The organism is Pontiella agarivorans (assembly GCF_034531395.1).
Taxonomy (GTDB): domain Bacteria; phylum Verrucomicrobiota; class Kiritimatiellia; order Kiritimatiellales; family Pontiellaceae; genus Pontiella; species Pontiella agarivorans.
On record NZ_JARVCO010000012.1, the window covers coordinates 136765 to 163259 of the forward strand.

31 protein-coding genes, 1 tRNA gene and 1 pseudogene are annotated in these 26495 nt (G+C 53.4%); 14 read left to right on the plus strand and 19 right to left on the minus strand.

The window, feature by feature from the left end; genetic code table 11:
* Nucleotides 1–67: 67 nt before the first annotated feature.
* Nucleotides 68–1168, minus strand: coding sequence for a homocitrate synthase/isopropylmalate synthase family protein (locus P9H32_RS13615; protein ID WP_322609455.1), 1101 nt, complete (start codon nt 1166–1168; stop codon nt 68–70).
* Between the two features lie 299 nt (nt 1169–1467).
* Here P9H32_RS13615 and P9H32_RS13620 point away from each other — a divergent pair, with 299 nt between their 5' ends.
* Genes P9H32_RS13620 through tsaB form a run of 3 tightly spaced genes read left to right on the plus strand, consistent with a single transcriptional unit; the run spans nt 1468 to nt 3055 of the window.
* The gene (locus P9H32_RS13620) at nt 1468–2007 is read left to right on the plus strand and encodes a D-glycero-alpha-D-manno-heptose-1,7-bisphosphate 7-phosphatase (protein ID WP_322609456.1); all 540 of its coding nucleotides are present in this window, start codon (nt 1468–1470) and stop codon (nt 2005–2007) included.
* The gene (gene tsaE / locus P9H32_RS13625) at nt 1995–2426 is read left to right on the plus strand and encodes a tRNA (adenosine(37)-N6)-threonylcarbamoyltransferase complex ATPase subunit type 1 TsaE (RefSeq protein WP_322609457.1); all 432 of its coding nucleotides are present in this window, start codon (nt 1995–1997) and stop codon (nt 2424–2426) included. Before P9H32_RS13620 ends, tsaE begins: the two co-directional genes overlap by 13 nt.
* Nucleotides 2423–3055 (plus strand): tRNA (adenosine(37)-N6)-threonylcarbamoyltransferase complex dimerization subunit type 1 TsaB, encoded by a 633-nt coding sequence (tsaB, locus tag P9H32_RS13630; protein ID WP_322609458.1) that lies wholly within the window; start codon nt 2423–2425, stop codon nt 3053–3055. The genes tsaE and tsaB overlap by 4 nt, the downstream gene beginning before the upstream one ends.
* Here the strand turns inward: tsaB and P9H32_RS13635 are convergent.
* Both P9H32_RS13635 and P9H32_RS13640 read right to left on the minus strand, forming a co-directional pair.
* Entirely contained in the window at nt 3030–3971 is a 942-nt protein-coding gene (locus tag P9H32_RS13635; RefSeq protein WP_322609459.1) for a DMT family transporter, read from the minus strand. The two genes, tsaB and P9H32_RS13635, sit on opposite strands and share 26 nt — an antisense overlap.
* A 15-nt stretch (nt 3972–3986) precedes the next feature.
* Entirely contained in the window at nt 3987–4463 is a 477-nt protein-coding gene (locus P9H32_RS13640) for a ferritin family protein (protein WP_322609460.1), read from the minus strand.
* A gap of 150 nt (nt 4464–4613) precedes the next feature.
* Between P9H32_RS13640 and P9H32_RS13645 the strand changes: the two genes are divergently transcribed.
* Nucleotides 4614–6113, plus strand: a complete 1500-nt coding sequence (locus P9H32_RS13645) for an SDR family oxidoreductase (protein ID WP_322609461.1) — start codon at nt 4614–4616, stop codon at nt 6111–6113.
* Between the two features lie 13 nt (nt 6114–6126).
* Here P9H32_RS13645 and lepB read toward each other — a convergent pair whose 3' ends face one another.
* The 4 genes from lepB to P9H32_RS13665 form a co-directional block, all read right to left on the minus strand.
* Complete coding sequence (gene lepB, locus P9H32_RS13650; RefSeq protein ID WP_322609462.1) at nt 6127–7194, minus strand: signal peptidase I; 1068 nt, start codon at nt 7192–7194, stop codon at nt 6127–6129.
* On the minus strand, nt 7185–7964 hold the full coding sequence (locus tag P9H32_RS13655) for a M90 family metallopeptidase (protein ID WP_322609463.1): 780 nt from the start codon (nt 7962–7964) through the stop codon (nt 7185–7187). The genes lepB and P9H32_RS13655 overlap by 10 nt, the downstream gene beginning before the upstream one ends.
* Before the next feature lie 3 nt (nt 7965–7967).
* Nucleotides 7968–8342 (minus strand): hypothetical protein, encoded by a 375-nt coding sequence (locus P9H32_RS13660; RefSeq protein ID WP_322609464.1) that lies wholly within the window; start codon nt 8340–8342, stop codon nt 7968–7970.
* A gap of 294 nt (nt 8343–8636) precedes the next feature.
* Complete coding sequence (locus P9H32_RS13665) at nt 8637–9209, minus strand: DUF4136 domain-containing protein (protein ID WP_322609465.1); 573 nt, start codon at nt 9207–9209, stop codon at nt 8637–8639.
* 50 nt (nt 9210–9259) lie between these two features.
* On the opposite strand from P9H32_RS13665, the gene P9H32_RS13670 reads away from it, so the two are divergent.
* The 5 genes from P9H32_RS13670 (at nt 9260) to P9H32_RS13690 (ending at nt 12397) form a co-directional block, all read left to right on the plus strand.
* Nucleotides 9260–10396: an aminoacetone oxidase family FAD-binding enzyme gene (locus P9H32_RS13670; RefSeq protein ID WP_322609466.1), complete on the plus strand. Its 1137-nt coding sequence runs from the start codon at nt 9260–9262 to the stop codon at nt 10394–10396.
* Between the two features lie 189 nt (nt 10397–10585).
* Nucleotides 10586–11008 carry an FKBP-type peptidyl-prolyl cis-trans isomerase gene (locus P9H32_RS13675; protein ID WP_322609467.1) on the plus strand — a complete coding sequence of 141 codons (423 nt, stop codon included), beginning with the start codon at nt 10586–10588 and terminating at the stop codon, nt 11006–11008.
* A 94-nt stretch (nt 11009–11102) separates the two neighbouring features.
* On the plus strand, nt 11103–11243 hold the full coding sequence (locus P9H32_RS13680) for a hypothetical protein (protein WP_322609468.1): 141 nt from the start codon (nt 11103–11105) through the stop codon (nt 11241–11243).
* 191 nt (nt 11244–11434) lie between these two features.
* Entirely contained in the window at nt 11435–11776 is a 342-nt protein-coding gene (locus tag P9H32_RS13685) for an STAS domain-containing protein (protein WP_322609469.1), read from the plus strand.
* 393 nt (nt 11777–12169) lie between these two features.
* Nucleotides 12170–12397, plus strand: coding sequence for a hypothetical protein (locus tag P9H32_RS13690; RefSeq protein WP_322609470.1), 228 nt, complete (start codon nt 12170–12172; stop codon nt 12395–12397).
* Between the two features lie 124 nt (nt 12398–12521).
* Here P9H32_RS13690 and P9H32_RS13695 read toward each other — a convergent pair whose 3' ends face one another.
* From P9H32_RS13695 to P9H32_RS13720, 7 genes and pseudogenes are all read right to left on the minus strand, one after another.
* Nucleotides 12522–12728: a hypothetical protein gene (locus tag P9H32_RS13695; protein ID WP_322609471.1), complete on the minus strand. Its 207-nt coding sequence runs from the start codon at nt 12726–12728 to the stop codon at nt 12522–12524.
* Between the two features lie 233 nt (nt 12729–12961).
* Nucleotides 12962–13360, minus strand: coding sequence for a transposase (locus P9H32_RS13700; RefSeq protein ID WP_322609472.1), 399 nt, complete (start codon nt 13358–13360; stop codon nt 12962–12964).
* A 26-nt stretch (nt 13361–13386) separates the two neighbouring features.
* A pseudogene (locus P9H32_RS18180) lies at nt 13387–13807 on the minus strand (transposase); the annotation flags it as partial.
* A gap of 301 nt (nt 13808–14108) precedes the next feature.
* Nucleotides 14109–14732, minus strand: a complete 624-nt coding sequence (locus P9H32_RS13705) for a hypothetical protein (RefSeq protein ID WP_322609473.1) — start codon at nt 14730–14732, stop codon at nt 14109–14111.
* 42 nt (nt 14733–14774) lie between these two features.
* Entirely contained in the window at nt 14775–15353 is a 579-nt protein-coding gene (locus tag P9H32_RS13710) for a hypothetical protein (RefSeq protein ID WP_322609474.1), read from the minus strand.
* Nucleotides 15354–15364: 11 nt separating this feature from the next.
* Nucleotides 15365–15970, minus strand: a complete 606-nt coding sequence (locus tag P9H32_RS13715; RefSeq protein ID WP_322609475.1) for a C10 family peptidase — start codon at nt 15968–15970, stop codon at nt 15365–15367.
* Nucleotides 15971–16177: 207 nt separating this feature from the next.
* On the minus strand, nt 16178–16318 hold the full coding sequence (locus P9H32_RS13720; protein WP_322609476.1) for a hypothetical protein: 141 nt from the start codon (nt 16316–16318) through the stop codon (nt 16178–16180).
* Between the two features lie 715 nt (nt 16319–17033).
* Here P9H32_RS13720 and P9H32_RS13725 point away from each other — a divergent pair.
* Together P9H32_RS13725 and P9H32_RS13730 are read left to right on the plus strand one after the other, a co-directional pair.
* A complete protein-coding gene (locus P9H32_RS13725) occupies nt 17034–17237 on the plus strand; it encodes a cold-shock protein (RefSeq protein WP_322609477.1) in 204 nt (67 codons plus the stop codon).
* A gap of 432 nt (nt 17238–17669) precedes the next feature.
* Nucleotides 17670–18539 (plus strand): 3-keto-disaccharide hydrolase, encoded by an 870-nt coding sequence (locus P9H32_RS13730; RefSeq protein ID WP_322609478.1) that lies wholly within the window; start codon nt 17670–17672, stop codon nt 18537–18539.
* A gap of 161 nt (nt 18540–18700) precedes the next feature.
* On the opposite strand, the gene P9H32_RS13735 is transcribed toward P9H32_RS13730, so the two are convergent.
* The 3 genes from P9H32_RS13735 to P9H32_RS13745 form a co-directional block, all read right to left on the minus strand.
* Nucleotides 18701–18776, minus strand: a tRNA-Ala gene (locus P9H32_RS13735).
* Nucleotides 18777–18842: 66 nt separating this feature from the next.
* Nucleotides 18843–19277, minus strand: a complete 435-nt coding sequence (locus P9H32_RS13740; protein WP_322609479.1) for a hypothetical protein — start codon at nt 19275–19277, stop codon at nt 18843–18845.
* Between the two features lie 88 nt (nt 19278–19365).
* Nucleotides 19366–20130: a thioredoxin-like domain-containing protein gene (locus P9H32_RS13745; protein ID WP_322609480.1), complete on the minus strand. Its 765-nt coding sequence runs from the start codon at nt 20128–20130 to the stop codon at nt 19366–19368.
* Nucleotides 20131–20432: 302 nt separating this feature from the next.
* On the opposite strand from P9H32_RS13745, the gene rplU reads away from it, so the two are divergent.
* The 3 genes from rplU to obgE all read left to right on the plus strand — a co-directional run bounded on the left by rplU (nt 20433) and on the right by obgE (nt 22261).
* Nucleotides 20433–20747 carry a 50S ribosomal protein L21 gene (gene rplU, locus P9H32_RS13750; protein ID WP_322609481.1) on the plus strand — a complete coding sequence of 105 codons (315 nt, stop codon included), beginning with the start codon at nt 20433–20435 and terminating at the stop codon, nt 20745–20747.
* A gap of 18 nt (nt 20748–20765) precedes the next feature.
* Nucleotides 20766–21020: a 50S ribosomal protein L27 gene (gene rpmA, locus P9H32_RS13755; RefSeq protein ID WP_130595640.1), complete on the plus strand. Its 255-nt coding sequence runs from the start codon at nt 20766–20768 to the stop codon at nt 21018–21020.
* A gap of 179 nt (nt 21021–21199) precedes the next feature.
* Nucleotides 21200–22261 (plus strand): GTPase ObgE, encoded by a 1062-nt coding sequence (obgE, locus tag P9H32_RS13760; protein WP_322609482.1) that lies wholly within the window; start codon nt 21200–21202, stop codon nt 22259–22261.
* Nucleotides 22262–22388: 127 nt separating this feature from the next.
* Here the strand turns inward: obgE and P9H32_RS13765 are convergent, their stop codons facing one another.
* Both P9H32_RS13765 and P9H32_RS13770 read right to left on the minus strand, forming a co-directional pair.
* Nucleotides 22389–23759 carry a sulfatase gene (locus P9H32_RS13765; protein WP_322609483.1) on the minus strand — a complete coding sequence of 457 codons (1371 nt, stop codon included), beginning with the start codon at nt 23757–23759 and terminating at the stop codon, nt 22389–22391.
* Between the two features lie 63 nt (nt 23760–23822).
* Nucleotides 23823–26495 (minus strand): Lcl domain-containing protein, encoded by a 2673-nt coding sequence (locus P9H32_RS13770; protein ID WP_322609484.1) that lies wholly within the window; start codon nt 26493–26495, stop codon nt 23823–23825.

Here is a 26495-nt window from a genome sequence, read left to right on the forward strand (position 1 = left end):
AAAAATGTTCCTCAGCTACAGTGATGAGCTATATGATGCATTAACTATACCAAACCGTAAGGTGTCTCTATTCGTAGAACAAAGCACGCAACCGTCCGATAGGGACCGGCTTCTTGGTTTGCTGAGCTTCGTTTCGGACGCGTTTCAGCAACCACCCGATGGGTTCATTACGCGGGTCAATTCCCAGTTTGCCCAGTGCATACCTCACCGACGTTTCACCGGAATGGATTCCCAATACCACGTGTGTGGTATCGTCGCGGCCGACATCCGCAGCGGAGAAAGGTTCGTAGGCTTCGCGGTGATTCAATACAGCGTGGACATGAATGCCCGATTCATGCCGGAAGACATTTTTTCCAATGATTGGAAAGCAGGCCGGCGGCTGCTGTTCCGAAGCCCGGAGCACTCGGTTACAGAGTGCGGAAAGCATTGGGGTTTGGATGCCCAGATCAGGAACAGCCATGGCCACCTGCTCGAATGCCGCATTTCCGGCGCGCTCGCCCATGCCGGTCACAGTCACGTCGGCGCAGTCGGCTCCGCCTTCGAAGGCCGCGAGCGTATTGGCGGTGGCCATTCCCAGATCATTGTGGGCGTGGAAGGCCAGTTCCAGTCCGGGAACTGTACGATGCAACTCCGCGAAAAGAGCCTTCGTCTGGAAGGGATTCAGCATGCCTACGGTGTCGGCAATCCGGAGTCGGTCGGCCCCGAGTTCCTGCACGCGGTGTGCAAAGGCCAGTAGTGTGGCGCGGTCGGCCCGCGCGGAATCCTGGGCACCGACGGATACGTAGGAAAAGCGGGCAAGGGCGAGCGGCAGAATTTTTTCCAGAGTTTGGAAAACCCAGTCTGCCGATTTTTCCAATGCCTGGAAGTGGTGCTGCGAAATGGGAAAGGAGAGGTGGACCGCATCAAGTCCCGCTGCGGCTGCCGCCTCGAGATCGGCGACCGCCGCGCGGCACCAGCCGGTAATCCGGCAGGGGAGATGGAGGTCGATGATGGCGCGTATGTCTTCCTGTTCTGTCGGGCCCATGACGGGAATTCCGGCTTCGATTTCGCCCGCGCCGGTGTCGGCCAGTGCCTGGGCAATTTCGAGCTTTTCCTGACGGGTGAAAACGGCTCCGGGCATCTGCTCTCCGTCGCGCAGCGTCGTGTCAATGAGGTGTTTTTTTTTCATAGCCGGCCTATTGCATCAGCTATGCCAGCGAAGTTTGAAGTGGGGTAACTGCTTGGTATCCAATAACCAATATAAAATCGGATTTGCTGTTCGGTGCGGCGGTGTTCGGAAAAAAATGTCTCTGTGCGGGATCCGCGTCCTGCTCTTGATGTGTAACCTTTGTCTTGAAAGGAGGATGCGCTTATTTCGACATTTTTTTCCGAAATGTAATCGCGACTTACGGTTTTGGGAAAACAGCGGGAAAAAGGGCTGGATCGGGCTTCCAATGATCGGAAGGGGATTGTAGATTGCGCCGTCTTATGAGCAGACCATGTATATTTTTTGACCGGGACGGTATTGTGAATGAATCGCCGGGCCCGGGCTATGTTGAATGCTGGGAGGATTTTCACCTTCAACCGGGTTTTTTGGCTTCACTGAAAACGGTGACGGCCAAAGGTTTTCCTGCGGTGATTGTCACGAATCAGCAGGGCGTGGCGAAAGGACTTTATTCTGAGGCCGAGCTCAATGCCATGCATGATAATATGCGGGCGGAACTCCGAGCTGAAGGGGTGGATGTACTCGATGTTTTTCAGTGTACGCATTTTGCGGATGCCGGGTGCGAGTGCCGGAAGCCGAAACCGGGCATGATTTTGAAGGCGGCGGAAAAACATGATCTGCAGTTGTCGGGGTCGTGGATGATCGGCGACAGTGAAAAGGATGTTGAAGCCGGGCAGGCGGCCGGATGCAGAACGGTCAGGGTGTGCCCGATGGATGTAGAAACAAAGGCCGATTTTCATGTGGAGACGATGGATGATGTGGCGGCCTTGCTGGAGAAGGAGCTGATAGCGTGCGAACGGTAGAGACGAACAGCCCTGAAGAGACCTGGGCGCTGGCGGCCGGGCTGGCGGATGAGCTGGAAGCGGGGGCGGTGATGGCGCTGCATGGCGATCTGGGTGCGGGCAAGACCTGTTTTATCCAGGGATTTGCCGCGGCATTGGGGATTGATGAACCGATCACGAGTCCGACCTACACGCTGATTGGCGAGTATGAAGGCCGTTTGCCGCTGCATCATATCGACCTGTACCGGTTGTCGGGCCCGGAAGAGGCTCTGGGTATCGGTTTGGAGGAGTACTTTGATGCCAGCGGAATCACGGCTATTGAATGGGCGGAACGGGCGGAGGGTATTTTGCCGGATAATCTGCTGCATATTGAGATCCGGGCCGATCAGAAAACGGGCACACGTACATTCCGTATTTATCGCGAGGGTGAAAACGCATGAAAATTTTTTCGATTGAACTGAGTTCAAAGTTCGGAAGCATTGCTGTTCTGGAAAAGGACGATGTGATTGCTGAAAAAAGCTGGGAAGAAAATTTCAAAAACAGGCAGCAGCTTTTTGATGCCATGGCCGAGCTGGAGACGGATTGGGATTCTGTCGACCTTTTTGCGGTGGGGCGTGGTCCGGGCGCATTTTCCGGAATGCGCATTGGGTTTACGGTGGTGAATGCGCTGGCGGCTCCGCTGAAAAAAAAGATTTATGCATTGAACAGCGGTGCGGCACTTGCGGCGCAGTGCGGTGCGAAAAAGACGGTGGTTGTCGGCGATGCCCGCCGGAATAAAGTCTGGGCCGGAATTTTTAATGGATCGGAAATCGCGAGTGAATTCCGTTTAATGGAACGTGATGAACTGACCGCTTTTGTGCCGGAAGACGCGGTGGTGGTCAGTCCGGACCAGGATCGGCTGGCGGAGCTGCTGGTCGGTTTTCAGGGATTGGAAGAACCGCATTTTCCAACCGCTGGAACGCTGGGCGGGTTGGTGTATGACCGTTTTATGAAGGGTATCGAATCGGAGGCATACGAGCCGCTTTACATGCATCCGCCGGTATTTATCGAGCCGCGTTTCCCGGAATAGATTCGCGTTTCGGCGAGGTGACCGGCTCATATTTTCCGCTCTGACCGATAATGATGCCGATTACGATGAGCAGCATGCCGATCAGGCTCGGCAGGGTCGGATGCTCGCCGGGGATGAAGAGCCAGGCAATGACTGATCCGCAGAGCGGGATGAGGAACTTCCAGAGGTTGAGCCGTGAAACTTTGATGCGGCTGAGCAGGAAAAACCAGATGGCGAATGCGGTGGCCGAAATCATGGCGAGCCAGAGCAGGTTGCCGTAGTAGCCGGCAGGAAGATCGGTTTCGGGCAGGCCGTTGAACGGCAGGGCAATCAGCAATAGAATGATTCCGCCAAGCAGCATCTGGGCACTGTTGAGTGCAATGGGATGCAGGCCGCCTTTACGTTTGGCCACAAGTACATTGCCGACGGCGGAAACAAAAGCGCCGCTGAGCAGAAGCAGGAGACCGCAGAATTCTTTCAGTCCTTCAGGGTTCCAGGGATTCGAAGAGAGGGCAACAAAGGCAACTCCGGTCATGCCGAGAATGATGCTGAAAAGTGTGCGTTGCTGAATGCGGTCATCCCGCATCATCATGTGTGCAACAAGGGCCGATGCCAGCGGCCCTACACCGATCATCATTGCGCCTTCGGCTCCGCGCACCCAGGCCAGACCGATGAAAAACGTGGAATATAGATAAACGGTATGGAAGAGACTCACGAGCAGTACCGTTACAAACTCCCTGCGTAACAGCAGGAAAGGGGCGGTCACACTGCCGCAAAATGGAATCTGCAGCAGTCCGGCCAGCAGGAAGCGGCTTCCGGCAAGGGGAAGCGGTGGCTGATGTTCAAGCGCCTGTTTGCCTGCAACAAAGGCGGAGGACCAGAGCAGACAGGCAAAGATCGCCATCAGGTTATACTGAATGGTTCTGGAGCGGAGCATAGATTTTCGGCCCGGTCAGGCTTCACTGAAGATGTTTTCGAAGCGCTCGCGGATACGTCTTTCGTGTTCGACGTCATCACGATTCAGCTTTTGGAAAACCGTTTCAATGGAATTCTCAGCCTCTTTTTGCATAAACCGGGTATAATGCTGCTCGCCGATCTCTATTTCAAGAGCCAGAGCCGCCAAGGCCGCGCTTTCTCGGGTAGGCGGGGTTGAGATGAAATGGGTGATGTTTTCCCGCAGTTTCTGGTTGGATGCTTTTAGTTCCTCAATGGATTCGGCTACAAGGTCCCTGGGAAACTGTCCGTTTTTGAAGAACGAGTCACGCGCCGCGCGAATGAGAGTGGCATGGCTTCTCTCTTCGAGGTGAAGTTGCCACCAGAAGTCCGCATCAGCCGGTACGGCCTGAGAAAAAATTTTATAAAGCGCTGCGGCATTCAGTTCGAGTGCAATACTTTCCTCAATCAGTTCGTTTAGCTCTTCGTTATTCATAGGGTGCCGTGAAGCTGACAAAATGGGGTTGTCAGTGTCTAGTTACTTTTTAACATTTCAAACCCTATTAAAATGCTCATAAATATACGGATTTGCGGGTTTGAATTCGGAGCTTGTCCGCCTAATATATAGATAACATGGCGGTATAAGATGGTGATAACACAGGACGAACTGGTGTGCATGGATTTGCCCACCCCTTTTGACGAAAATTTGGGGACAGTGCTGGTGGCGGGAGCGACCGGTTACATCGGCGGACGCCTCGTACCCGAGTTGATTGCGCGCGGCTACACGGTACGGGTGATGGTGCGAGCGGAATCGCCCGAGCACTCAGAACGCTGGCCGGAGGCCGAGGTGGTTGTCGCTGACGCGCTTGTTGAAGAGGAATTATCAGCGGCTCTTAAAGACGTTGATGTGGCCTACTACCTGATTCACTCCATGCTGGTGGGTCCCCGCAGGTTTCAGGATGCCGACACGCATGCAGCACACAATTTCCGTGTTGCCGCGGAAGCGCAGGGGGTCAAACGAATTATCTATCTCGGCGGTTTGGGCGACACTCAGAAAAACCTGTCCTCTCATCTGTCCAGTCGTTCACAGGTAGCCGGAGAGTTTTTTAAGGGGAGCGTGCCGGTAACCGTGCTGCGTGCCGCCGTCATCATTGGTTCAGGCAGCGCGTCGTATGAAATGATCAACCATCTCGTTCGCAAGGTTCCGCTTTTTCTGGTTCCGGCCTGGGCAAAAACCAAGTGCCAACCGATCGGGCTTCGCGATGTGCTGAAGATTCTTATCGGGGTTTTGGAGCTGCCGCAGTCGGCCGGCCGGGTGTATGATATCGGCGGACCGGATGTGTTGACCTATGAACAGATCCTGAAGACACATGCCGAGGTGCTCGGTAAAAAACGACGTTTTATTCCTTCGCCCATTTCCAGCATTGGATTCTATTCCTATATTACTTCGCTGCTCACGCCGATTCCGGCCGCCATCACCTGGTGTCTGATGGAAAGTGTGACGCACGATGTGGTGTGCGAGGAACATGATATGTGGGATCTGATTCCGTTCCGGCGCATCACCTGTAAAGAGGCCTTTGTGTTGGCGCTCTCTCGGGAGGAGCAGGATACGGTCTCCACCCGCTGGTCCGACAGCTATCCGCCGGACTATGAACTGGCCATTAAACTCAGCGAAATCAACGGATCGCCGACATACACCAGTTCCTATTCTCTTGTGTCCAGCAAAAGTGCACAGTCGCTCTTTCGCTCCATCACGCACATTGGCGGCAACAACGGCTGGTTTCATAGCACCTTCCTTTGGCGGATTCGCGGCGGGATCGATCGTCTGCTGCGCGGAGTGGGGACCACCCGCGGCCGACGCAGTGCATCGGGGCTCCGTGTGAATGACGTGGTCGATTTCTGGCGTGTCGAAAAAATCCATTACAGCCGCCAGCTTCTTCTCCGGGCGGAGATGAAGGTGCCCGGCTATGCCTGGCTCGAGTTCCGGGTTGATCCGATCTCCGGTGATAAAAACCGGCTGTCTGTGAATGCCTACTATAAAACCAAAGGTCTGTGGGGCCGCACTTACTGGTATATTTTTCTGCCGTTTCATCACTTTATTTTTGATGATCTGATCAAACAGATCGAAAAACGAAGTGCGGAATGATCGGCCGGTATCTTCAGTTTACCACGCCGATGCGGTTGAACGGCCAGTAGATGGTTTTAACTTTTCCGAGTATGTTGTTTCGGGGAACGGCTCCGTAGAACCGGCTGTCAAAACTCGTATTGGGTGCCGTATTGTCGCCCAACATGAAGTATTCATCGGTCCCGAGCGTGATGGTATTTTCCGGGGCATCCAGTTGGCCGGCGTTCGTGTATTCCAGGGTTTGGAAAATTGCGGGCGTGTTTGCCGGACTTCCATTTACCATGATTTTTCCATCGCGGATGCTGATGGTTTCGCCGGGAAGACCGACGATGCGGCTAACGTATATACGGGCCGGCTGAACATCCGGGTGATCGATGCCTGAGGTGCTGAATGTCACAATGTCGCCTCGCTCCGGTTGACGGAACAGATAGGTATAGTGGTCCGTTAGAATGTGATCGCCCAGTATAACCGTACCTTTCCAGATGGATTCGCCGTTTTTGTATGAGGATTTAAGCCCGTTTGTTGCCGCATAATTCGGCAGCCAGTGGGCTGACTTGCCCACATGAAATGCCAGTCCGTCGCCCAGCGGCTCGATGTTCGAAACCGGTCCGGAGTCGAACGCTGTAATATTCTCGCTGTAGCGACCGGAGATAAGCCGGTCAAAAAAGCTCATTTTTTCCAAATTGTTGTGGGTGTGGATCCCCATCAGCGTCGGTTCCATGGAGCCGGCTGATATTTTATGCGGATGAACGGGGAGATAGCGTTCCAGAATGCCGTTGAGCATGCTCAGCAGCAGTATGCTGCCGATGACAGCGGCCCACTTTCTGCCGGGCATATGGTCAATACGCCGCCAGGACGTGATCAGAATATAGATTGAAAGAGCGGGCGTAGCTGCAGCCAGCAGGAGGAGGCCGCTGTATATAAAGATCGGATTCGGTAGGACAGCTATCCATGTTCCGGCGACAGGAAGAAGTGTCACGGTTATAAAAAGAACAAGGCCCGCGGTTCGCCGGCCGGTCAGTACATGGGTCATGCCCGGTACAAAGAGTGCGAGCAGAATGCCCACGAATTTAGGGTAGTGTTTGGGTGGGTCTATATCCATTCCGTCGGGTCCACTTTGTAATAGTTGCGCAGCTTATCAAAAAGCTCCGGGTGTACGTGTTTCATTTGGCGCGGTTTTTCAAAGAAGGTTTCTGTGGCAACCGCAAAAAATTCCGCCGGATTGGTCGCCCCGTATTCATCCATGACATCTCTGAGTCCCTGGTCTGTTTTCTCCACGAGGTCTTCAAATTCCATGCTGAAGACGCGCGCCCAGGTCTGGTAGGCATTATCTCCTAAAATAGGCGCTCCGTCGGCTGCTCCCGATTCCTGATCGAGCTGATGCGCAAATTCGTGGAAGGTAACATTGTGGCCATCCTGAAAATTCCGGGCACCGCCCGTCACGCTGTTCCACGAAAGTACCACCACCCCGGTTTGCCACGATTCCCCGAGCCGCGCGGTTTCGCCGTCGGTATAGGTGTGAGGATAGAGCAGGACGGTTTTGAGTCTGGGATAAACTTTGACTTCCCGGCCCAGTAACAGCATGCAGGCTTGAGCGGAAATGACCATTTTCATTTCGTCGGTAACCTCCAGACCTCCACATCCTTCGAACCGTTTGGTGGCCAGAAAAACCTGCATTTTTCCGGCAAGCTCCTGCCAGTGAGCATCGCTCAGCCGCATTACCATGGGCAGCGTTTTCTGCAGAGTCGAGCGCCAGTGGTCCGGTGGCGGGGTGGTGAGTAGATCGTGCAGTTTCGCCTGTTTTGAGCGGTGGCGGAGATAGAGCGTGGTCGCGGCGATCAGCAGTAGAAGGAGGAGAGTAGAAAAAATCATGGGCTAGTTTTTCAGGGCCGTATCGAGCAGGGCATGCCCGAAAAGGTTGTTTGGAATCCGGAGTTCAAGCCGGCTTTTGTCCGGGGAAACCATGTCGCGCGCCTGCAGCTTTTCAATATGTCGTAACAGTGCGGGTAGCGATATGCCGGTGCGGACAGCGAGTGTTTCGGGGTCGCAACTCAGGGTATTCAATTTGCCAACAATCGTTATGCGCCGTTGATGTGTGAAGGCGGTGATATAGTGGATTATTTCATCATCGGTCATGCAGGCTGAGATGGCCATATTCAGAGCATTCAGTATTTCCGCCGCCCCGGTGACGGATGGATTGGCGATAGGTGTGTAATAGACAAAACGTCCCTTTGGGGTGGCCGTGATCAATCCGCGTGAATTCAGGGCCCGAAGATGGAGACTTCCTTTGGCGGAGGGTAAATGGGCCCGCTCAGATAATACGGATACGGAAGCTGTTCCGCTTTCTTGAAGGGCTCTTAACAGTTGTAATCTGGGGGACGAGGCCAGAATACGACAGGTTCGCCATAATGTGGGCTGTAATTCCATGATGTCATTCATACCTTCGAAGGTGTGAAATATAAATAACAAAAAAGGCGTAATTTAGATTGAAATAATCACACCTTCGAAGGTGTGTGGGCTTCTCTCTGTAGAGCCCCGCCGGGCTTAATTGGGTATTTCTGCTGTGATTCGCCGAGCGATTTTCTGCAGTATTTTCTTCTGTTTTTCCACGGGGGTGGAGCGATCGAGCCGGGTTTCGAGGGTGCCGGTCCAGACGGGGTCTCCAGTTTTTTGGTTATAGATCAGCAGAGAGAGGGTGCCGACTTCGATGTTGTAGACGTTGAGGTCGGATTGCTGCTCATTATATCTCCAGTTGCTTTTTTCGGTGTTGTAAGTGAATCCGCCGACAAGGCGTGATTCCTCCTGCGTGGGAGAGCCGGAAAACTCCAGTTGTTCTCGTAATTTGACATAATAGACGATCTGAAGATCGGCCTGAGCGGATGAAAGCACTTGGGTCCAGCCTCGTTCAACCAGCTGATTGTTCAGGGCGATTTGCAGATTTTTGTTCATGTAGGTGTCCTCTTCGGTGAGGATTTTCGGCGGTGCCTGCACCCACTCGTAGGTTTGTACCGGGCCGAAATCGAAAGCGGCCGTCTGATGGGAGTGGACTTTCAGGCTGGAGCATCCGGCGAGCAGCAGGGATGAGAGGATGAGCAGGAAAGGGGCGGTGTTTTTCATGAGGTCTCCTTTATTGGAGCGGACTATAGATTCTGCAAAGATAGGTGTCTATGAACAAAACAGATCTCATCATCATCGGAGGCGGAGCGGCGGGACTTATGGCCGGCAGCGCAGCCGGCGAGCTCGGACTTCGTGCTCTGGTTCTTGAACGCAAAGCCAAACCGGGCCGCAAACTGCTCATGTGTGGAAATTCGCGCTGCAACCTCACCACCAATATTTCCGCGGAACGCATGCTGCAGATGTTCGGCGATCCCGTAGGCCCTTTTCTCCGTCCGGCCATAGAGGCCTTCACGCCCTCGATGTTGCAGCGCTGGTTTGCTGTTAACGGATTAAAGACCGTAACCAAAGCCGGCAATAAGGTCTATCCCCACACGGAACGGGCGATGGATGTACTGAACCTTTTCACCGACCGCCTCCGGGACGGCGGCATATCGCTCGCCGGCTCCTCGCCCGTCCAGGCCCTGGAAAAAACGAAGGCGGGCTTTCGTGTCACCACCGCAAACTTTGTTGTGGAATCAAACTATGTCCTGATTGCGACCGGTGGCATCAGCTATCCCAAAACCGGCTCCGTCGGCGACGGTCTGAACTGGGCGGAAAAACTCGGGCACAGCATAACGCCCTGCCGACCGGGGCTGGCCGGTTTCGAAGTGCCGCCGGAAATGATCCGCGGCCGGGAGGGGCGGATCATTGAAAAGGTTACCGTGGATATCCTTGCCGGCGGCATTCTGCACGGCACGACGCACGGCATTTTTGAAATTGAAAAGTGGGGGGTCGGCGGCACGGCGCTCACCGATGCTTCGCGTATCATCGCCCGGAAAAATCTCAAAAACTACAGCCTGGTCATCAATCGGCCCGACGGAAAAACCGAAGAAATCCGGCCGCTCCGAACCCGGCCGATCAAAGAGGCCATGATCACCGTCGGCGGGGTGGACCTGCGGGAAATTAATTTCCAGACCCTGGAATCGAAGGTTTGCGCCGGACTCTATTTCGCCGGTGAAGTGCTCGATATCGACGGTCCGACCGGCGGCTATAATCTGCAGGCCGCTTTTTCCACCGCCCGGCTTGCGGTTGAGCAGATCGGGAAACGCTGCGGCCGAAAAGGATTTCAGCCGCTGCTGGCCCCGCCGAAGAAACCGGCAGGAAAAGCAGGGAAAACGCGCCGCCGGAGGAAATTGCCGCCGGGGTGATGCCGAGTCCCGTAATTAGGTTGATATTCAATCGAATGCCTGTAGGGTGCTGGGCCATAGATTTTTGATTGATGAATGCCGATTGCCGATCTTCGGGCCTGCGACAGGTTATTTGACCGGGCCAACGACGCATGAGTTCATGGAATCGAAAGTCAGTATCCTGAAATCAAAATATGAAAGGACCGTTCAATGATTGAAAACGGACAGAAAGTAAAAATTCACTACACCGGAACCCTCGATGACGGAACGCAGTTCGATTCCTCCGCCGGCCGCGATCCGCTGGAATTTGAAATGGGGGCCGGTATGGTGATTCCCGGTTTTGAAAAAGGGGTGGCCGACATGGAAGTGGGCGACAAGAAAAGCATCAATATCCCCGCTGAAGAAGCTTACGGCGAGCGTCGTGAAGATCTGGTGATGAATTTTGAAAAATCACAGCTGCCCGACGATCTCAACCCGGAAATCGGAATGATGCTTCAGATGCAGGGTCCGCAGGGACAGCCCGTCCCGGTTACCGTCACAGCCGTTGAAGACGAGCATATTGTCATCGATGCCAACCATCAGCTTGCCGGTCAGGCTCTGAACTTCGAGCTGGAACTGGTTTCCGTAGGCTGAAAAACCGCCAAACGGTTAAGATGAACGAACCGCAGCCTTCGGTGTACACGGCGTTCCGTAGCGTTTGTCCGTGTGCATCCGTAGCTTTCAAGCCATGGAAGAGACCGCCATACCCTATTGCGAGCCACCTCCCAGTGATGTGATTCCCATGCTGGTGGTTGCTCTGGTCTTCCTCGGCGGAACCATCGTCTACCGCTGGTTCCGCAACCGCCGGGCTTCCGGTCCCCGGAAATAGACTCAATCTCGGTTGCCGCCGGGGTTGAGCATTTTTTTGATTCCAGCCGATATTCCGCATATCCGTGAGGGACCGGCTTCATGCTGAAAAATTCCCGCGCCGCACTGGGGCGGTAATGAATCGACGTTTATTGTATATGGCACGTGTCTTGCTTATAATTCATGTAAATTTTAGTTAACGGGAGAAAATCAATGGTAGACGTACAATCAAATGGAAGAATGGTTGTGGGAGTGGTGAAAATTCCGGACGAACTTTCGGCATCAACCGTGGACGATTTCCGCAGCGAACTCGCCACCCTCATCTCACCCGGATCTAATGTGCATAACTATGTCATCGATATGTCCGAGGTAGATATGATCGACAGCTCCGGCATCGGAGCCCTGCTTTCGCTCGCCAGCAAGGTGCGCGACTTCGGCGGAGATATCAAAATTTCCTCGCTACAGACCGGGCCTAAGCGCGTGTTTGAAATCATCCGCGCCCACCGTCACTTCGAAATTTTCGACAATCTTGAAATTGCGGTTAACAGCTACTGATCCTACCGTCGCAAATGCAGTGCCGACAGGCCGGGGCCAACCCGGCCTGTATGTTTTAAGACCGTTCTGTTTTCCGTGAAATGATGCAGTTCTGCTTCGTTTCGCATGGCCTTTTTTCCGTTTATTGTTCCAACGATTTAATATCGAATAAATTCAAGCCGCGAGAGTCTGAGCCAAAAATAAGCAGAAAATTTTGCCCAGGCAAACCGTTCACACGAAGACTTCGCGGCTTAGATTTTTTCCGAATTCCTTCTGGGGGCATCCTCAAAGCATGCAACTGGCGCATCGATCAGGCACGCTTTCCGGACAAGATTCAAAGAAGCCCCGCAGATCACTTTCCAGTCGCCGGTTTTAAAATCCGGTGTATTCTATGGGTGGAAGCGGAGGTGAAGTATGAACCAGAAGTTGAACAATAAGATATGGATCAAAGGACTGATCATGGAGTGTCCCCACAAAGCAGCTGTGCGCAACTGTCCGTTGCGGGAGCTCCGGGGCAAATCGGAACGAGAGGCCAACCGGATTGTTGACGAAATGGATGACGAGGAAGTCCGTGCCATTCTGAGCGCGCATCGCGCCTGTTATGAGCGCCGTCTGAAAGACTGGGGCGATCCGGTCTGCTGAGCCGCAGGTTTTGGCTCAATAGCGAGATCTGAGTTACGCGCCGGTCCAGAGCCGGCGGCGCAGATACGCACGGGTATGCCGTCCTGTTGCATCGACGGCGCAGAACAATTCTCATTTGATCTGCTTAATCGGTAATATCCCGCCCGAGCACTTCACTCTCGATCCATAGAAGATCATCCGCTGTAGGGATGCGACCGTACGCCGTTTCAAAATCGGTGATAATCCGCCGGAAATCAGCGGCATAGAGCTCAATCAGTTTAAGCTCATTGCCGTGCATTCGCAAAAAAGCCTCCGCCTGAACCCTGTTTTCCGTCATGGTGTTGTTCTTCATTTCATGAACCCCTGAATAGAGAATAGCTGATCCCGTGCCAGAAGGAGCAACATCCTTCCTGTAATTTTGGATGGATGCTTAATCAGCCTTCCATTTTTAAGTAGGTCTTATCGGTCGATTCCCACTCTTCACTTACCTTCATCAGGATCGTGTTGACGAGACGAAGCAATGAATCTTTGTTTGGAGGTAGCTCTGATACACGCGTTTACCGCCTAATCTCTCTGTTCTGCCGTTCAACTATATTGGTCGGACCATGCTTCGCCGGAAAGGCAAAAAACTCGAAACCAACTGGCAGATTCTCCATCCATCCATACAGCCAGCTGGGCAGTTTTATCTCGGTATTTCTCTACTGTTTTTCCGAGTAAACGCTCGGCCTCTTCATGATCCGGGGCGTTGAACATACTTCGGATGTCAGATGCCACCGCTTCACGTATATCAGCTTTCGGAATATAAACAACCGCATTGCGTTGGAGGAGAGCTTGGTAACGTTGCACCGGAACGCCGGGAAGAGCACTCCGGGGAGCTTTTAACAACCCACTATGCTCATCACTGGTTATCAGTTTATCCCCGTGCATTCCCCCTTTCTTCAAAGATAACAGGAAGTCACGCCAATGAAGCTCGGTTTCGCCCATGGGGAGGCGTTTAGGCCAAATGCAGATCATTTTCCATCGGCCAGTACGCCGGTCGCAATGAGAACGGCACGGGATATCGCAGAGCCGTGCAAGCGTACCTTTTCATAACGGGTATCGAGCATTAAATATTCAACCCTGCCGATGGGACGAGAACGCCATCGTTCTGGCTCGTCATCAAGGAGAGATGAGGCTCGGTTCACTAAAGTTAAGTCCGTACATCTTTTCGAGCACGAAAGAGACCTTGCGCGTGGTCACGCCTTCAATATAAATCTGAGCCATGTTATACTTTATGGCCCTTTCTGAAGGTTCTCCCTTTTTCAGGGCAGATGGATAAAGCTCTACGTCTTCTCGTGCCTGAGGGATCCGTAGGTCTAGGTGTCCGGGTCTGCTTTTCACCCGTTTGGGTTTATAGCTATTGGCCTGACCTTGTCCTTCCGGTGTGCGTTCATAGGGGTGGGCTCTCTGGGCACTGGCTCGTTAGATCTTCATGGCTTCGTTGACGAGAATCGCCACAGCTTGGTTCATACCGCTGAAGGCGTGTTCAATTATGAGTTCCATTGCGTGGTTGATAGGATTAATTTTTATCTTGTCGTTCATTCGGTTCCTTCTTTCCTGTGCTAAATTAAGAAGTGTTGATATTGATACTCCCCCTCTGCAGGGACGGTTGAAAAAAACTTCGGCCGCACTTACTTGCCGGCAGGGCTAATTTGAAATTACAGAAGAGGTGTTGCTCTAACGTTGCTGAGCACTAGTCGTTGCGCTTCACCTTTACCCGGAAAAAGCGGAATGCATTGGTGGTGAGATCATAGTCTGACACCTCAGGCAGGCCGTTGGAGCCGGGAAGGTCTGCCGCAAGCGGTACCCATGAATTGGAGACCAGTCCATCGCAGTATTCAATGGTGTAGAGATGTCCGGCGGTTCCATGGAAGGCGGGGAGGAAATCAGTGCCGGCCTCCAGCAGCCAGCAGCTTACGGCATTCGTTGGGACTGTTTCGCAAATATATTCCTGGAAATTGCTGTACCCATCTTCGTCTGGATCCAGCGCCCCATCGTTGATGTCGGGGTTCAAGCCATATTGCTGTTCCCAAGCTTCCGGCATGCCATCGCCATCGTCTCCGGTGGAAACTATTCGCGTGAATTGTGGTCCTGTTGCATGAACAATCGAGTTTGTATCCGTCAGTACCGCCGCCAGTCGATGTGTTCCTGCTGGAAGGTTTGTGAGCTCTGTATAATGAACCGGCTGCCCTTCAAAATCCGGATTGCCAGCTCCTGTGAGCCGGATCGAATCGATCCATACCCCGCGCGTTCCTGAATTGTTGCCGGAATCATATTCGAGTCGAATATAAATGGGCTGCTCGGCATAGGCTGCCAAATCAATTGATACATCGTTCCAGTCTTCGCGGTCATTCGCCCGCTAAACCTGCGAAACGGCATGACTCGACCAACTGTTTTCATATATTTGATCTGTGCTGGAATCAGGAGTCGAATAAAGTGTGTCAAAGCTCTCCGATCCATTGGCTGTAACCTCGATTGAGAAAACGGAAATATAGAGACGGGCAAACTGCCAGAACGTCAGGAGTGCCGATGCGTCCGGCACAAAGACCTTGTTCAGGGTCATGGATGCCGGGCCCTTCTTATTCACAAACCAGCAATCGCCCGCCCGTCCGCCGGCAGCAATTTCCCGGCCGGAATAATCCTTCGTAATTTCCGAGCAGTCGGTCTGCCAGTTTCCTGTCTGCTGTTCGAGCCGCAGAAGGGCCAGCTCATTCACTTCGGCTTCGCGGCGTTTGGGCAGGATCCACCGCACTTCGGCCGTTCCCCCTTTCTCGACTGTAACCGTATTGATTTGAGGGAGGGCCATCAGGTTAGGACGAATCGATGTGATGCCGCTGCTGAGCGCACCTCCCGGAATGCCGCCCGCCGCCCACCAGCCGTTGTTGCTTCCTCCCCATTCATAATTAATGTGATAGGTGAATTCTCCGTCGTCCACCATCAGACCATCGGCTACAACGGCAGCCCGGGAATGGAGACAATACAGGGAAATCCGGCACGAAGGTCCGCTTCCAGCGGAGTAATCAGTTCCGACTGCGAATAGTGTGCATCAATCGAACCGTAATAATAATTACCAAGGCGATTTCCAAGTGTCATGGTGGAAGAGCTTGTTCCGCCCGATTCATAGTTTGCTTCGGCCGCAACGCCGAGTTCATACATCAGCTCGGCAATGGCATCATTTTCCGGGTCCGGATTCGTGTCCCATGGATCATAATCTTCCTGCATACGATCCCACGCATAGTCATCTGAAAAAACAACACTGTGCACTCCGGTAATGCTTCCATCTCCGTAGGTATAAGCATGCGCCCCCTGACCGCGGACCGGCCAGCGGTGGAAGGCCAGTACCTGCGCATAGGCGGCTGGTACACAGCCGACCGCGGCACGGTAATCATAATATTGAGAGCCGTCGGGATCGGCCGGACAGAGCAGGTTATAGGGATTGCACTGATTCCAGACCGTTTCAAGAAAAGGACCGTGTAATTCCGTGTCAGATTCCGGGCCTTTCGCCATAGCTGCCGCAGCCGAGGAACGGACAGGCTGCTGTAATTCTTTCTCCATGCGCTCGCAATGCCTGAGCAACATGGACCGGAAAGCATTTTGTGGATCGTCCGAAAGGTTAACCTCGGAATCGGCGCTGAACGAAACCATCAGCGACAGCCGGTCGTCCGAGTTTGAGACCAAATAGCCATGGGGAGAAAGGTGCATCACATAGACTGAATATGCCGCGCCATGGCCCGGAAATGCTTCGGCCGACAAAACTGATCGTTACGCCTTCGACATGACTGGATTGTTTTTCATCCAATTCAGCGCCCGGGCGACTGCTGATTCCAGTGTCATCGATGCTCCGAATACCTGAACAGCCGCCATCCCCGCGATCATCACCAGTTTTATCATAATAACCCCCATTGTTGCTTTCCGAAGAAAGGCAGCTTAATAAATTAATCAAAGAATCGCCGTTTTTATATCGATACTTCTATTTTGACTGGAGAGCCGGGCAGAACGCTTGCTTCATTATTTGCGGATAAAAAAGGGGAGCTTCAATTTCAGCGAAAGAATCGGCAAACGTGATTTGAGGGTTAATGATCAGCTGTGCGCTGGAACGTGCGGCTGATATTTAAAAAGCGTCGTTTCCGGATCTTTCAGGAGCCTGTGTCATACTGTAAAATGATATTTCCTTTCTTTGTGTCGGTGAGGGCCGTGACCTCACATGCGGTGCATGCATTCCGCGATCATGGGCTGCGGTTGCAGTCGGGTTCCTGTTCGCCGATGCTCCGGCGATTTGTTCTTCGGATGTCCGCTAAACGGCATAAAAAAGCAATTGTACCTTCGGGAGGTCCTTTTTTTTGTGGCCATCGTGAGGGAAATATGGAGTTTTCCGGTTTGAGTTGGGTTGTTTTTGCCGATGCTTACGCATGAGTTGTTATAGCGGTGTGTAATTTTTTGATACTTTTGCAAGTGATTAATAGTTAAGGCTTAATGCTTTTGATGATTCCGTTTTGGATCGTTTTTCCTCTCTTTTTGAATTGCGAGCAGGCTGGTGAAATGAATTTTTATGAATTATTCTTTCGCAAGTTTTTGCTAAACAGGTTAAACAGGCAGGACATTAATTAAAGGAAGTTATATGAATACAGGCACAGTAAAATGGTTTAGCTCCGAAAAAGGTTTCGGATTTATCACTCCCGATGACGGGGGAACAGACCTCTTCGTGCACCATTCGGAAATCCAGGTTTCCGGTTATGCCTCTCTTGATGAAGGCCAGAAGGTGACTTATGAAGTGGGACAAGGTCAGAAAGGTCCTTGCGCTACTAACGTAACACCTGCTTAAGGCTCTACAATTTTAGAGTTTGATGAAGACGCTCATTTGAGCGTCTTTTTTTTTGTGCCTTCCTGCCTCGATGATTCCGGGGCAGTCCTGTGTGGTCGGCAGGATGGTAGGTTGGCTAACTGAAATTGTAAGGCAATGGTATGCTCAGGGCGTTTCCAGTCCATTGAAAATGGATGCTTCGCTTGAGTGCGGTGTTTTAGGCGTGTGTGGTCAGGAGTTTTTTTGAGTCGTTGGACGAGCTGAACTGGATGCCTGGGCCGGCGCTCCCCGGACGATGATGACGGTTTTGTATTTCGGCAGAACGATGGCGGGTTTGCCCGGCGGTGTCAGGTGTGTGCTGCGGGGCACGTTTACTATGCTGTTGTTGCTTTCGGTGTATGCGGATTTAAGCCGTGTGATGCCGTTTGGTAAAAAAACGGAGATACAGGAAAGATGATGAAAACAATATTGATGATCTTATGGGTTTCAGCGGCCTCCGCAGTCATGGTTCCGGCCGAGCCGGCCGTGCCGTTGCATGAGCCGGAAATCAAAATCTGGACCGAGAAGAATGAAAAGGGCAAGGATGTTTACTTCATGACCGTCGATGGAGTGATGGTGCATGAAACGGATGAGCGAATTCAGCCCCAGCCCCCGGTGGTAACGCCGGGAACTCCCAGCTGCGATGACCGGGTGGCGGGTACGGCGCCTTCCGATGCGCTTGTGTTATTCGACGGCACGGAGGCTTCGCTGAAAAACTGGACCGATGGAAAAGGCAATCCGACCCGCTGGAAGTTGGTGGACGGTGCGTTGGAATCCGTGAAGAAGGCTGGGTATATCCAGACCCGGGAACATTTCGGATCCTGTCAGTTGCACGTGGAGTGGGCCGCGCCGGTATCGGTTAAGGGCGATGGGCAGAAACGTGGAAACAGCGGCGTTTTCCTGATGGGGACCTATGAAGTGCAGGTGCTGGACTGTTATAATAATAAAACCTATCCCGACGGGCAGGCTGCCGCGTTGTACGGGCGTAAAAAACCGCTGGTGAATGCCTGTCTGCCGCCCGGTGAGTGGCAGACCTATGATATTATTTTCCACCGTCCGTTGTTTAATAAGGATGGAAGCGTAAAGCGTAAGGCCACGTTTACCGTATTGCACAATGGAGTGCTGGTGCAGGATCATGTTTTTTTGTCCGGCGGAACGGGTTGGCGTGGTCCTCATGCCGCCTGGCCTTATGGGGCTCATGCTGATGCATTGCCTTTGAAGTTGCAGGATCTTGGTAATCCCGTCCGCTTTCGCAATATCTGGATCCGGCCTATTGAGGGTTAGTCTGCCGGATTGAAGCACTTTCTGAGTCCCCGCTATTTCGGCAGGGACTTTTTTTTGGTCCGGTAAGGATTTTTGCAGACTGGCAGGGGATGGGCGGTTGGGGGTAGGCTTCTTTAAAAACTGAAAAAAAAGGACTTACCGATAAGGTAAGTCCTGTACGTTGGTGGAGGATATCGGGATCGAACCGACGACCTTTTGAATGCCATTCAAACGCTCTCCCAGCTGAGCTAATCCCCCGGAAAAGACGAGCTTTATACGTGTGTCGTGCGGTTGAGTCAATCCGGATTATGTAAATTTTTCGCGTCAGAACACTTCGGTGCGCAGGTGATAGGATTGCCCTTGAAAGGTGACATCGATGTGGTTCTGTCCGATTTTATCAATTTTTAGTCCGTCGAGAGTATCCCCTTCTTTAAGCGGGGTTTGATTAATCATCACCATTGCACCGGAACTGCCTTGCGCGATGCCTTCAACATGATAGCGCTTGCGAAGTTCTTTGGAGCTGGTTTTCGGCGGCGTATCCGTTGCAGTTTTTTTTACGGAGGCGGCTGTTGGGCCCGGAGTGCCGGTGGCTGGAGCCGGTACGGTTGCGGGGGGCAGGGCTGCAATGGGCGGCGGTGCTGTGTAGGATGGCTTCGAGGATTCGCGGGCGGCCGTTTTGTTGGTTTTGGACGGGCGGTTTGTTGTTTCTTCAGTGTTGGCTGAGGCGGACTCTTCGGCTTCGTCCGGTGATCCGGACATGAGCTTGAACCCGCCTATGAGCAGGCACATAATCATAATTATGAGAAGGATTCGATCTGACATGCAGAAAGAAATACCCATATTTTCATTAAGGGAAAAGCTTATACCTGTTCTTTTCGTATGAAATTTCTACGAAGCTGTCGGTTATGTTTTCCACCATGACGCCATCGTCGAGCTTCTGACCGGCCATAACAATGTCGCCATTGATGAATGCCATGTTTTCATTTTTTGTTTTACCAAAGCCGTCGACCCGAAATTTCTTTGCCAGTTTGCTTGGGGTGGGGAGGTCTTTGCCGGTTATTTCAGAAATGCCAACGGGATCGACTTCACGTTTTTTTAGGCGTTTTTCGAGCCGCTTCTCCAGTTCGTTGAGAACGTGCTGCGGGCCGAGATATTTATTGCCTTTAAAGCTGTCGGCGAGAATGCGGCCGTTGTTGTCGAGCAGAACGAGCTGAGGGATCCCGGAGCCTGCATACTGTCGCTTGATTATTTTGCGGGCTTCGGAATGATAAACTACGGCTGGCCAGGGCATTTCGGTGGATTGCATGTAATGCTTCATTTCCGTATCGGAATGGTCGGAGCTGACGAACAGAACCTGATAGAGCTGGCCTCCCTGTTTTTCATTATAATATTTCACCAGTTCGGGCGTGAAGCTGCGGCAGGGGCCGCACCAGTGGCCGGAAAAATAGAGCAGCAGAAAGTCCGTATTGAGTACGTAATCGCTGTCGACCGCATCGCCGTGGTGATCAATGACGGCTCCGTTGAGGGTTTTATTTAACGACGATGCGACTTTTACGCTGCAGCCGGCAAGCAGCAAGACTGCGCATCCGAAGAGGGGAAATGCCTTTTTCATAGAGTACAACCCTTTTTATTTTTGATCAAAAGTAAAGCATGTGTTGTACCAGTTTGGTCCGGAAATCATGCCGGTGGCACTTGACCGGGCAGGCATCGGACAATAGGTTAGCCGTCGTTTAATCGGAGTCTGGGAGGAGTGCGGCGGGCCCGATTCCGGTGAGCGGGTGGCGGAGAACGAGTTAGCCTGAAAAAACGCATTAAATTCAGGTTTGTTTGGGGTTGACAGTTGCGGGGTGATTCCGTAGTTTCCGCCCCTTGATTTTTTGGAAAGAACGCCCTTTTGGGGTATTGAGGTTATTTATGGAAGCATATGCAGTAATTGAAACCGGCGGTAAGCAGTACCGCGTTCAGCAGGGAGATATTCTTGATGTTGAACTGCTTACGACCGAAGAAGGTGACAGCCTTGAGTTTGACGCCTTGGCCGTATCCAACGGTTCCGAGCTCTCGATCGGCACTCCGGTTGTTGACGGTGCGAAAGTGAAAGCATCGGTTGTTGAAAATCTGCGCGGCGATAAGATTTATTCTTTTAAGAAGAAACGCCGTAAAGGATATCGTCGTAAAATCGGTCACCGTCAGGAACTGACCAAAATTAAAGTGGAAGCAATCAACGCATAATTTTGCGGGAGGTTCGTCATGGCTCATAAAAAAGGACAGGGTTCATCCAGCAACGGTCGCGACTCTAATGCACAGCGTCGCGGTGTTAAACGTTTCGGTGGAGAAAAGGTCACAGCAGGTACCATTCTGGTACGTCAGCTCGGTACCCGTTTTCATCCCGGTGTAAACGTCGGTTGCGGTAAGGACTATACACTCTTCGCACTGAAAGACGGTGTTGTTGAATTCAACAAGCGCCAGCGTAAAATTCATATTCGCGAAGAAGTCACGGCTTAAGTTTTTAAGCGCGACTGTTTAAAGGCGGGTTCAGCCCGCCTTTTTTTGTGCAGTTAATAACCGTAGACAGAAGAAGAAAGTTTTAGGTGTTAGGCTTTAAGCTAAAAAAGTGCTGTGATGCGTTTTGAAACCTGAACTTAGCACTTAACACACATTGACTTAAAAATTACACTCGTTCCATGAAACACGTTGTATTTAAAGATCGCGTTAAACTCTATGCCCGGGCCGGCAACGGCGGCAGCGGCAGTATTTCATTCCGCCGTGAAAAGGGAATTCCGAAAGGGGGGCCCGACGGCGGCGACGGCGGGCACGGCGGTTCAGTGATTCTGCGGTGTGATGTGAATGAGGATTCGCTGCTGCCGATCTACTATCAGCCGCATGTGAAGGCGAAGCATGCTGGAGGCGGGTCCGGACAGCAGAAGCATGGAGCCAATTCGGAAGACTGCATTGTCAAGGTGGCGCCGGGCACGGTGGTCACGGAAGCGGAAACCGGTGAATTTGTGGGAGAGCTGACCAAAGACGGTGAAGAGCTGGTGATTTGCAAAGGCGGCCACGGCGGGCTCGGCAATATCCGCTTCAAAAGCTCCACCAACCAGACCCCGCGGCAGTATACCGAAGGCACCAAAGGTGAAGAAAAGGTCTTCTGGCTGGAGCTTAAACTCATGGCCGATGTCGGCTTGGTCGGTTATCCCAATGCCGGAAAATCAACGTTGCTCAGTCGGCTGACCCATGCGCATCCCAAAATTGCCCCGTATCCGTTTACGACGATTAATCCAATTGTCGGCACGTTGGAGTATCCAAACTTCAGCCGTCTTAAATTTGCCGATATTCCCGGGCTGATCGATGGCGCGCATGAGGGCGTCGGTCTGGGGCATCAGTTTCTGCGGCATATTGAGCGATCGCGTTTTATTATTTTTGTGCTGGATATGGCCGGAACGGATGACCGGAATCCGACCGACGATTTTCTTCATCTCAAGGATGAGCTTCATCTGCATATGGAAGAGCTCTCCTGCACGCCGTATCTGGTTGTCGCCAATAAAATGGATACGCCTGGCGCGGAAGAAAACCTGCGCGAGTTCAAGGCCCGCACTGGGGAGAACATTTTTGAAATTTCCGCCGAGCTCGGAGAGGGGCTTGAGCCGATCAAAGATTATCTTTACAAACATTTCTTTGAAACGCCGCGGGTGCTTGCGGAAACCGCCGAAATTGAGCAGGAACGATCCGCCGAAGATTCCGAATAACGATCTCATCGGTGCCGTTTAACGGCAGATCGATTCACGTTTGTTCCGGATTCTTCGCGATCAGTGCGTTTGGTCCTCCTCCGTCTTTGATCATCAGCGGAGATCCAGAGATTGGGATGGTGGACGATTAATTCCTTCGATTAGACGTTCTCCGCCATTCCTTTTTTTCCTTCGGATTGTAATCCGGGTTTTGTTCGGGGAGTTGTGCTTCGGTTTCAGCCAGGCGCAGTTTCAAGGTTTCATACATGGCCGCAAAGCGTTTGGGTTCGCGTGCTGAAAGGTCGGTTTGTTCGCCGATATCCGTTTTCAGGTTGAAGAGTTCGCAGGCGCCGGACTCCCAATCTTTCAGCAGTTTCCAATCGCCGGAAATGATTGCCGTCTGTGGTTTCTGGGCGGGGCCCTGGCCATAGTGCGGGTAGTGGAAAAGCAGATCAGTGCGGCGGCTGAATGCCGCGTCGTTTCCGGTCAGCAGCGGGGTCAGATCCTCGCTTTCACCGGACTCGACCTCTGCTCCGGCCCACGCGGCAAAAGTGGCAAAAAGGTCGGTGCCGCTGACGGGTTCCGCGCAGTAGCCGGTTTTGAAGCCGGGGCCGGCGACGATGAACGGGATGCGGATGCCGCCTTCGTAAACCGAACCCTTTCCGCCGTTCAGCGGGGCGTTGTTCGGTCTGCGGGGATTGCCGGGCGCACCGTTGTCGGACATAAAGACGATATAGGTGTTATCGGTGATGTTCAGTTTTTCCACGGCCCGGAAAATTTCCGCGAGGCTGTCATCGAGATCCCAGGTCATGCCGGCATAAGAAGCGTGGGTATGCACTTCACCGGATTCCGCCTTTTCGAATTTTCTGATGCTTTCAGGCCGGCTTTGGATCGGGATGTGGACGGCATAATGCGAAAGCTGGAGATAGAACGGTTTACCGGCCTTTACATTCTGTTCCATGAACTCGATGCCGCGCTGCGTCAGGCTGAAGATTTCCTTAGGGTCGTCGTCGGTGCCGTTGCTGGCATTTTCGGTGGGACCGTCATGGACATCGAAGCCGTACATCCCGGCATCATCGCGCCGCCCGATATGCCATTTTCCGAGCAGGGCGGTGGCATAGCCCTGTTCTTTCAGCACGGTTCCAAGCGTCGGAAGATCCTCCGGCAGACGGGTCGTCGTCCGCGGGGTGAGCATTTGATGCGAGGTGTCGATGCGTCCGCCGCCCGGCGTCGTGATATGAAGTTCGGCCGGCGTTTTTCCGGTCAGCACCGCCGCGCGGCTGGGGGTGCACATCGGGCCCGGCGAATAGGCCTGCGAAAAGACCATGCCGTGCGCCGCGAGTTTTTCGAGGTTGGGTGTCTGGTAAAAGTCGCTTCTGGTTGCGGCATCGCCCTCGATCATTTCGACGGATGAGCCGGTCCAGCCCATGTCGTCGGCATAGATGAATACGATGTTGGGCTGATCGGAAAAACAGATGGCCGCAAGGGAAATAGACGTTGTGAGCAGTAGATTTTTCATGTTGTTCTCCATACGGGCCGGGTCATCCTTGAGGGCTGATCTAGACGCGTTCGGGAATCGCACCTATCGGTTTCGGCGAGCGGTGCGGACTTCGTCTTCGGTGATATATCCGTCATTGTCCTCGTCGAGAAGGATAAAGCGCTCAATCGGACCACGGAACTCATCTTCGGAAATTTTACCGTCGTTGTCGGTATCGAAGCGCTCCAAGATGGAGCCGCCCTGATTTTGTCCGCGTCTTTGGTCCTGCCCTGAGCGCTGCTGCCCCTGGGCGTTGCGTCCGGCCTGCCCGTTATTGCCGGGGAAGTGTGTGCGCCCGGCGACCATGCCGCCGGTTTCATCTTTTTCGAGCCATACGGTGAATTCCTGTTGAACCGCTTCGCACCAGCCTTTTTCTTCGTTGCAGGCAAAATATTGAATCTCGACTTTGATCGGCGTGCCGGTTTTCCAGTTTTTTACGTCCACGAGAAACTCACGCGGTTCAGTATCATGTTCAACGCTGAGTTCCGGTGCCGCAGCCATGGCCGGCGTCACCTTTGCGCCCCGGGCGGTGATGCGGTACTTCGGCGGTGTGGCGAGATTGTTCCAGGCGGCTCCAAGTACCGGATCCTGCCTGAAGCCGAGATAGAGCTGGCCGGTCCCGGTCCGAATCAGCTGCTGATCCGCTTCCGGGCGCAGTTTGACGTAGCGATTGGATTTGCCGAAATTGCGGGAATGCATGTATTCGAGGTCCGCTTCGTCGCCCCCTGCCGCGACCCGCAGCGGAACGGCCACGCCGTCGAGGCGCTGGGGTTCAAGCAGACTGTTTGCGGCCGATGTTTTGCGGGGGCCGAACGTTGGAAGGTTCAGCTCGGCGATATCGGTGATTTTGTCGGAAGGTCCGACGAGTTTTTCAAGCGATTCCCGCAAGCTGGAACCGCGGCCCCAGGAGGAGCGATGAACAATTTTTCCGTCGCGGTCGAAGACAAACTGTGAATTCGGCGTGAGCGCGAAATGCAGTTTCATCTCGTTGTCCATCGTATCGGTCAGCCACGGGATGGAGGTCTGCAGCAGTTCTTTCGCGTGGTCCACCTGAGCAAAGCGTTCCTGAATGGACGTCGGCTGTACGAAACCCCAGTTTTCCGGATGCGTGAGCGATTGATAGAGAAAGTAAAACTGCACGCCTTTGTCGCGGTAGTCCGCGGCGACGGCTTCGATCTCCGGATAGGAATTCCGGTATTCGGGACACGTTAGACAACCACCTACAATCACGGTGTACTTTGCTTTAAAGATGCTGTTGGCTGCGACGAGTTTGCGGTCCGTATTATACAGTTTCAGGGAATTCGGCAGTTTCGAGCCCATCGGGAACTTCTCGTTGAATTCCGTGTCGCGCGAACGAACTTTATCGCGCGGGCGGCTGCCCTGACCGCTACGGGCGGTTCGTTGTCCGACGTTCATGCCCGGGTTCTGTCTTTGTCCGCGCCGCGCGTTCTGCTGCTGACCCTGCTGCCGATTCGGGCGCTGCTGCCGCGACTGATCGCCGCTGCTTTCGCGCATGCGGGTTTCGCGGGCGACGGGCGGGTCGACCTGCTCCACGTTGCCGCCGCGGACGAGCCGCACCATGTTGTCGATGCTGATCACGTCGCCCTGCGGGCCGCGGCCGTAGGGGAATTCGGAAGCGTCGCCGGTTTTCGGGTCGGAGCGCTGGGCGCCGGCGCCGTGGACATCCAGCAGCTGTTTTTCACCGCTGCGGCGATCCTCCATCCAGCCGAGGGCGCGGCCGAAGTTGACGTAAGCCGCAGATGTATTGCTCCGTGTGCTGAGATGGGTGGTGCTGGACCAATAGGCGGCATAATCTTTTTTTCCGCCGGGATTGGTGATTTCCGTACATTGGAAAACAGGATCAATGGCAGCGGACCCGGTGGAGTCCGGAGCGCGGGAATAATCGACGAGGCTCTGCAGTTCTTTGGCGGTCGGCAGGCGCCAGTCGTCGTGACCGGCGAACTCCATGCCTTCGGCATATTCCAGCGCCGAGGGCCAGTCCATACCTTTTCCGCTGTCGGCTTTCATCCAGGTCAGGCCGGTGGCCTCGTCGGTGACGGTGCCGTCGCCGTTGTTCTTGAACTTGTTTTTGCCGTATTCGGGATTGCCGCGCACATAGAGCACGTGGAAGGTTTTTGCGCCGCGACCGCGCGGGTCCTCCAGACCGTAGCCCTTGATGCGGCCGTCAGCAAAGTTGACGCCGAACATGGTTTTAGCGCCGCGCATGGTGGTGGAGGTGTAGATGGAGGTTGTGGCAAACTGCGAATCGATGATGCGTTCGTTTTTGGCCGGATCTCCGTATTTGAAATCGAAGACGTCGGTGTCGATAAACGGAATCAGGCTGCCGGTGTCTGTGCTCATGGGATCGGGGTCGAGGCCGGTAAACTGAATCAGGGAGTAGAGCTCTTTGATCGAGGGCAGACGCCAGTCATCGTAACCGCCGGTTCGGCATTTTGAGGCGTTCTGCATGGCCTGCTCCCAGGTTATTTTTTCGCCGGGGTCTTTGATCCACATCAGGCCGGTTACGTTGTCGGTGACGGTGCCGTCGCCGTTGTCTTTATAAGACGGTGGATTGGCGAGGTAGTGGGCGTCCTGTCCCTTGTCTTTTCCGAAGGCGGTCGTTTGGCCGGTGTCGACAACGGGGTAGGTGAGCCCGGCCGGGGAGCTCAAGGCCGCGAGACTGATAAGGGCCGTTCCGATACGTGCTGTTGTTTTCAT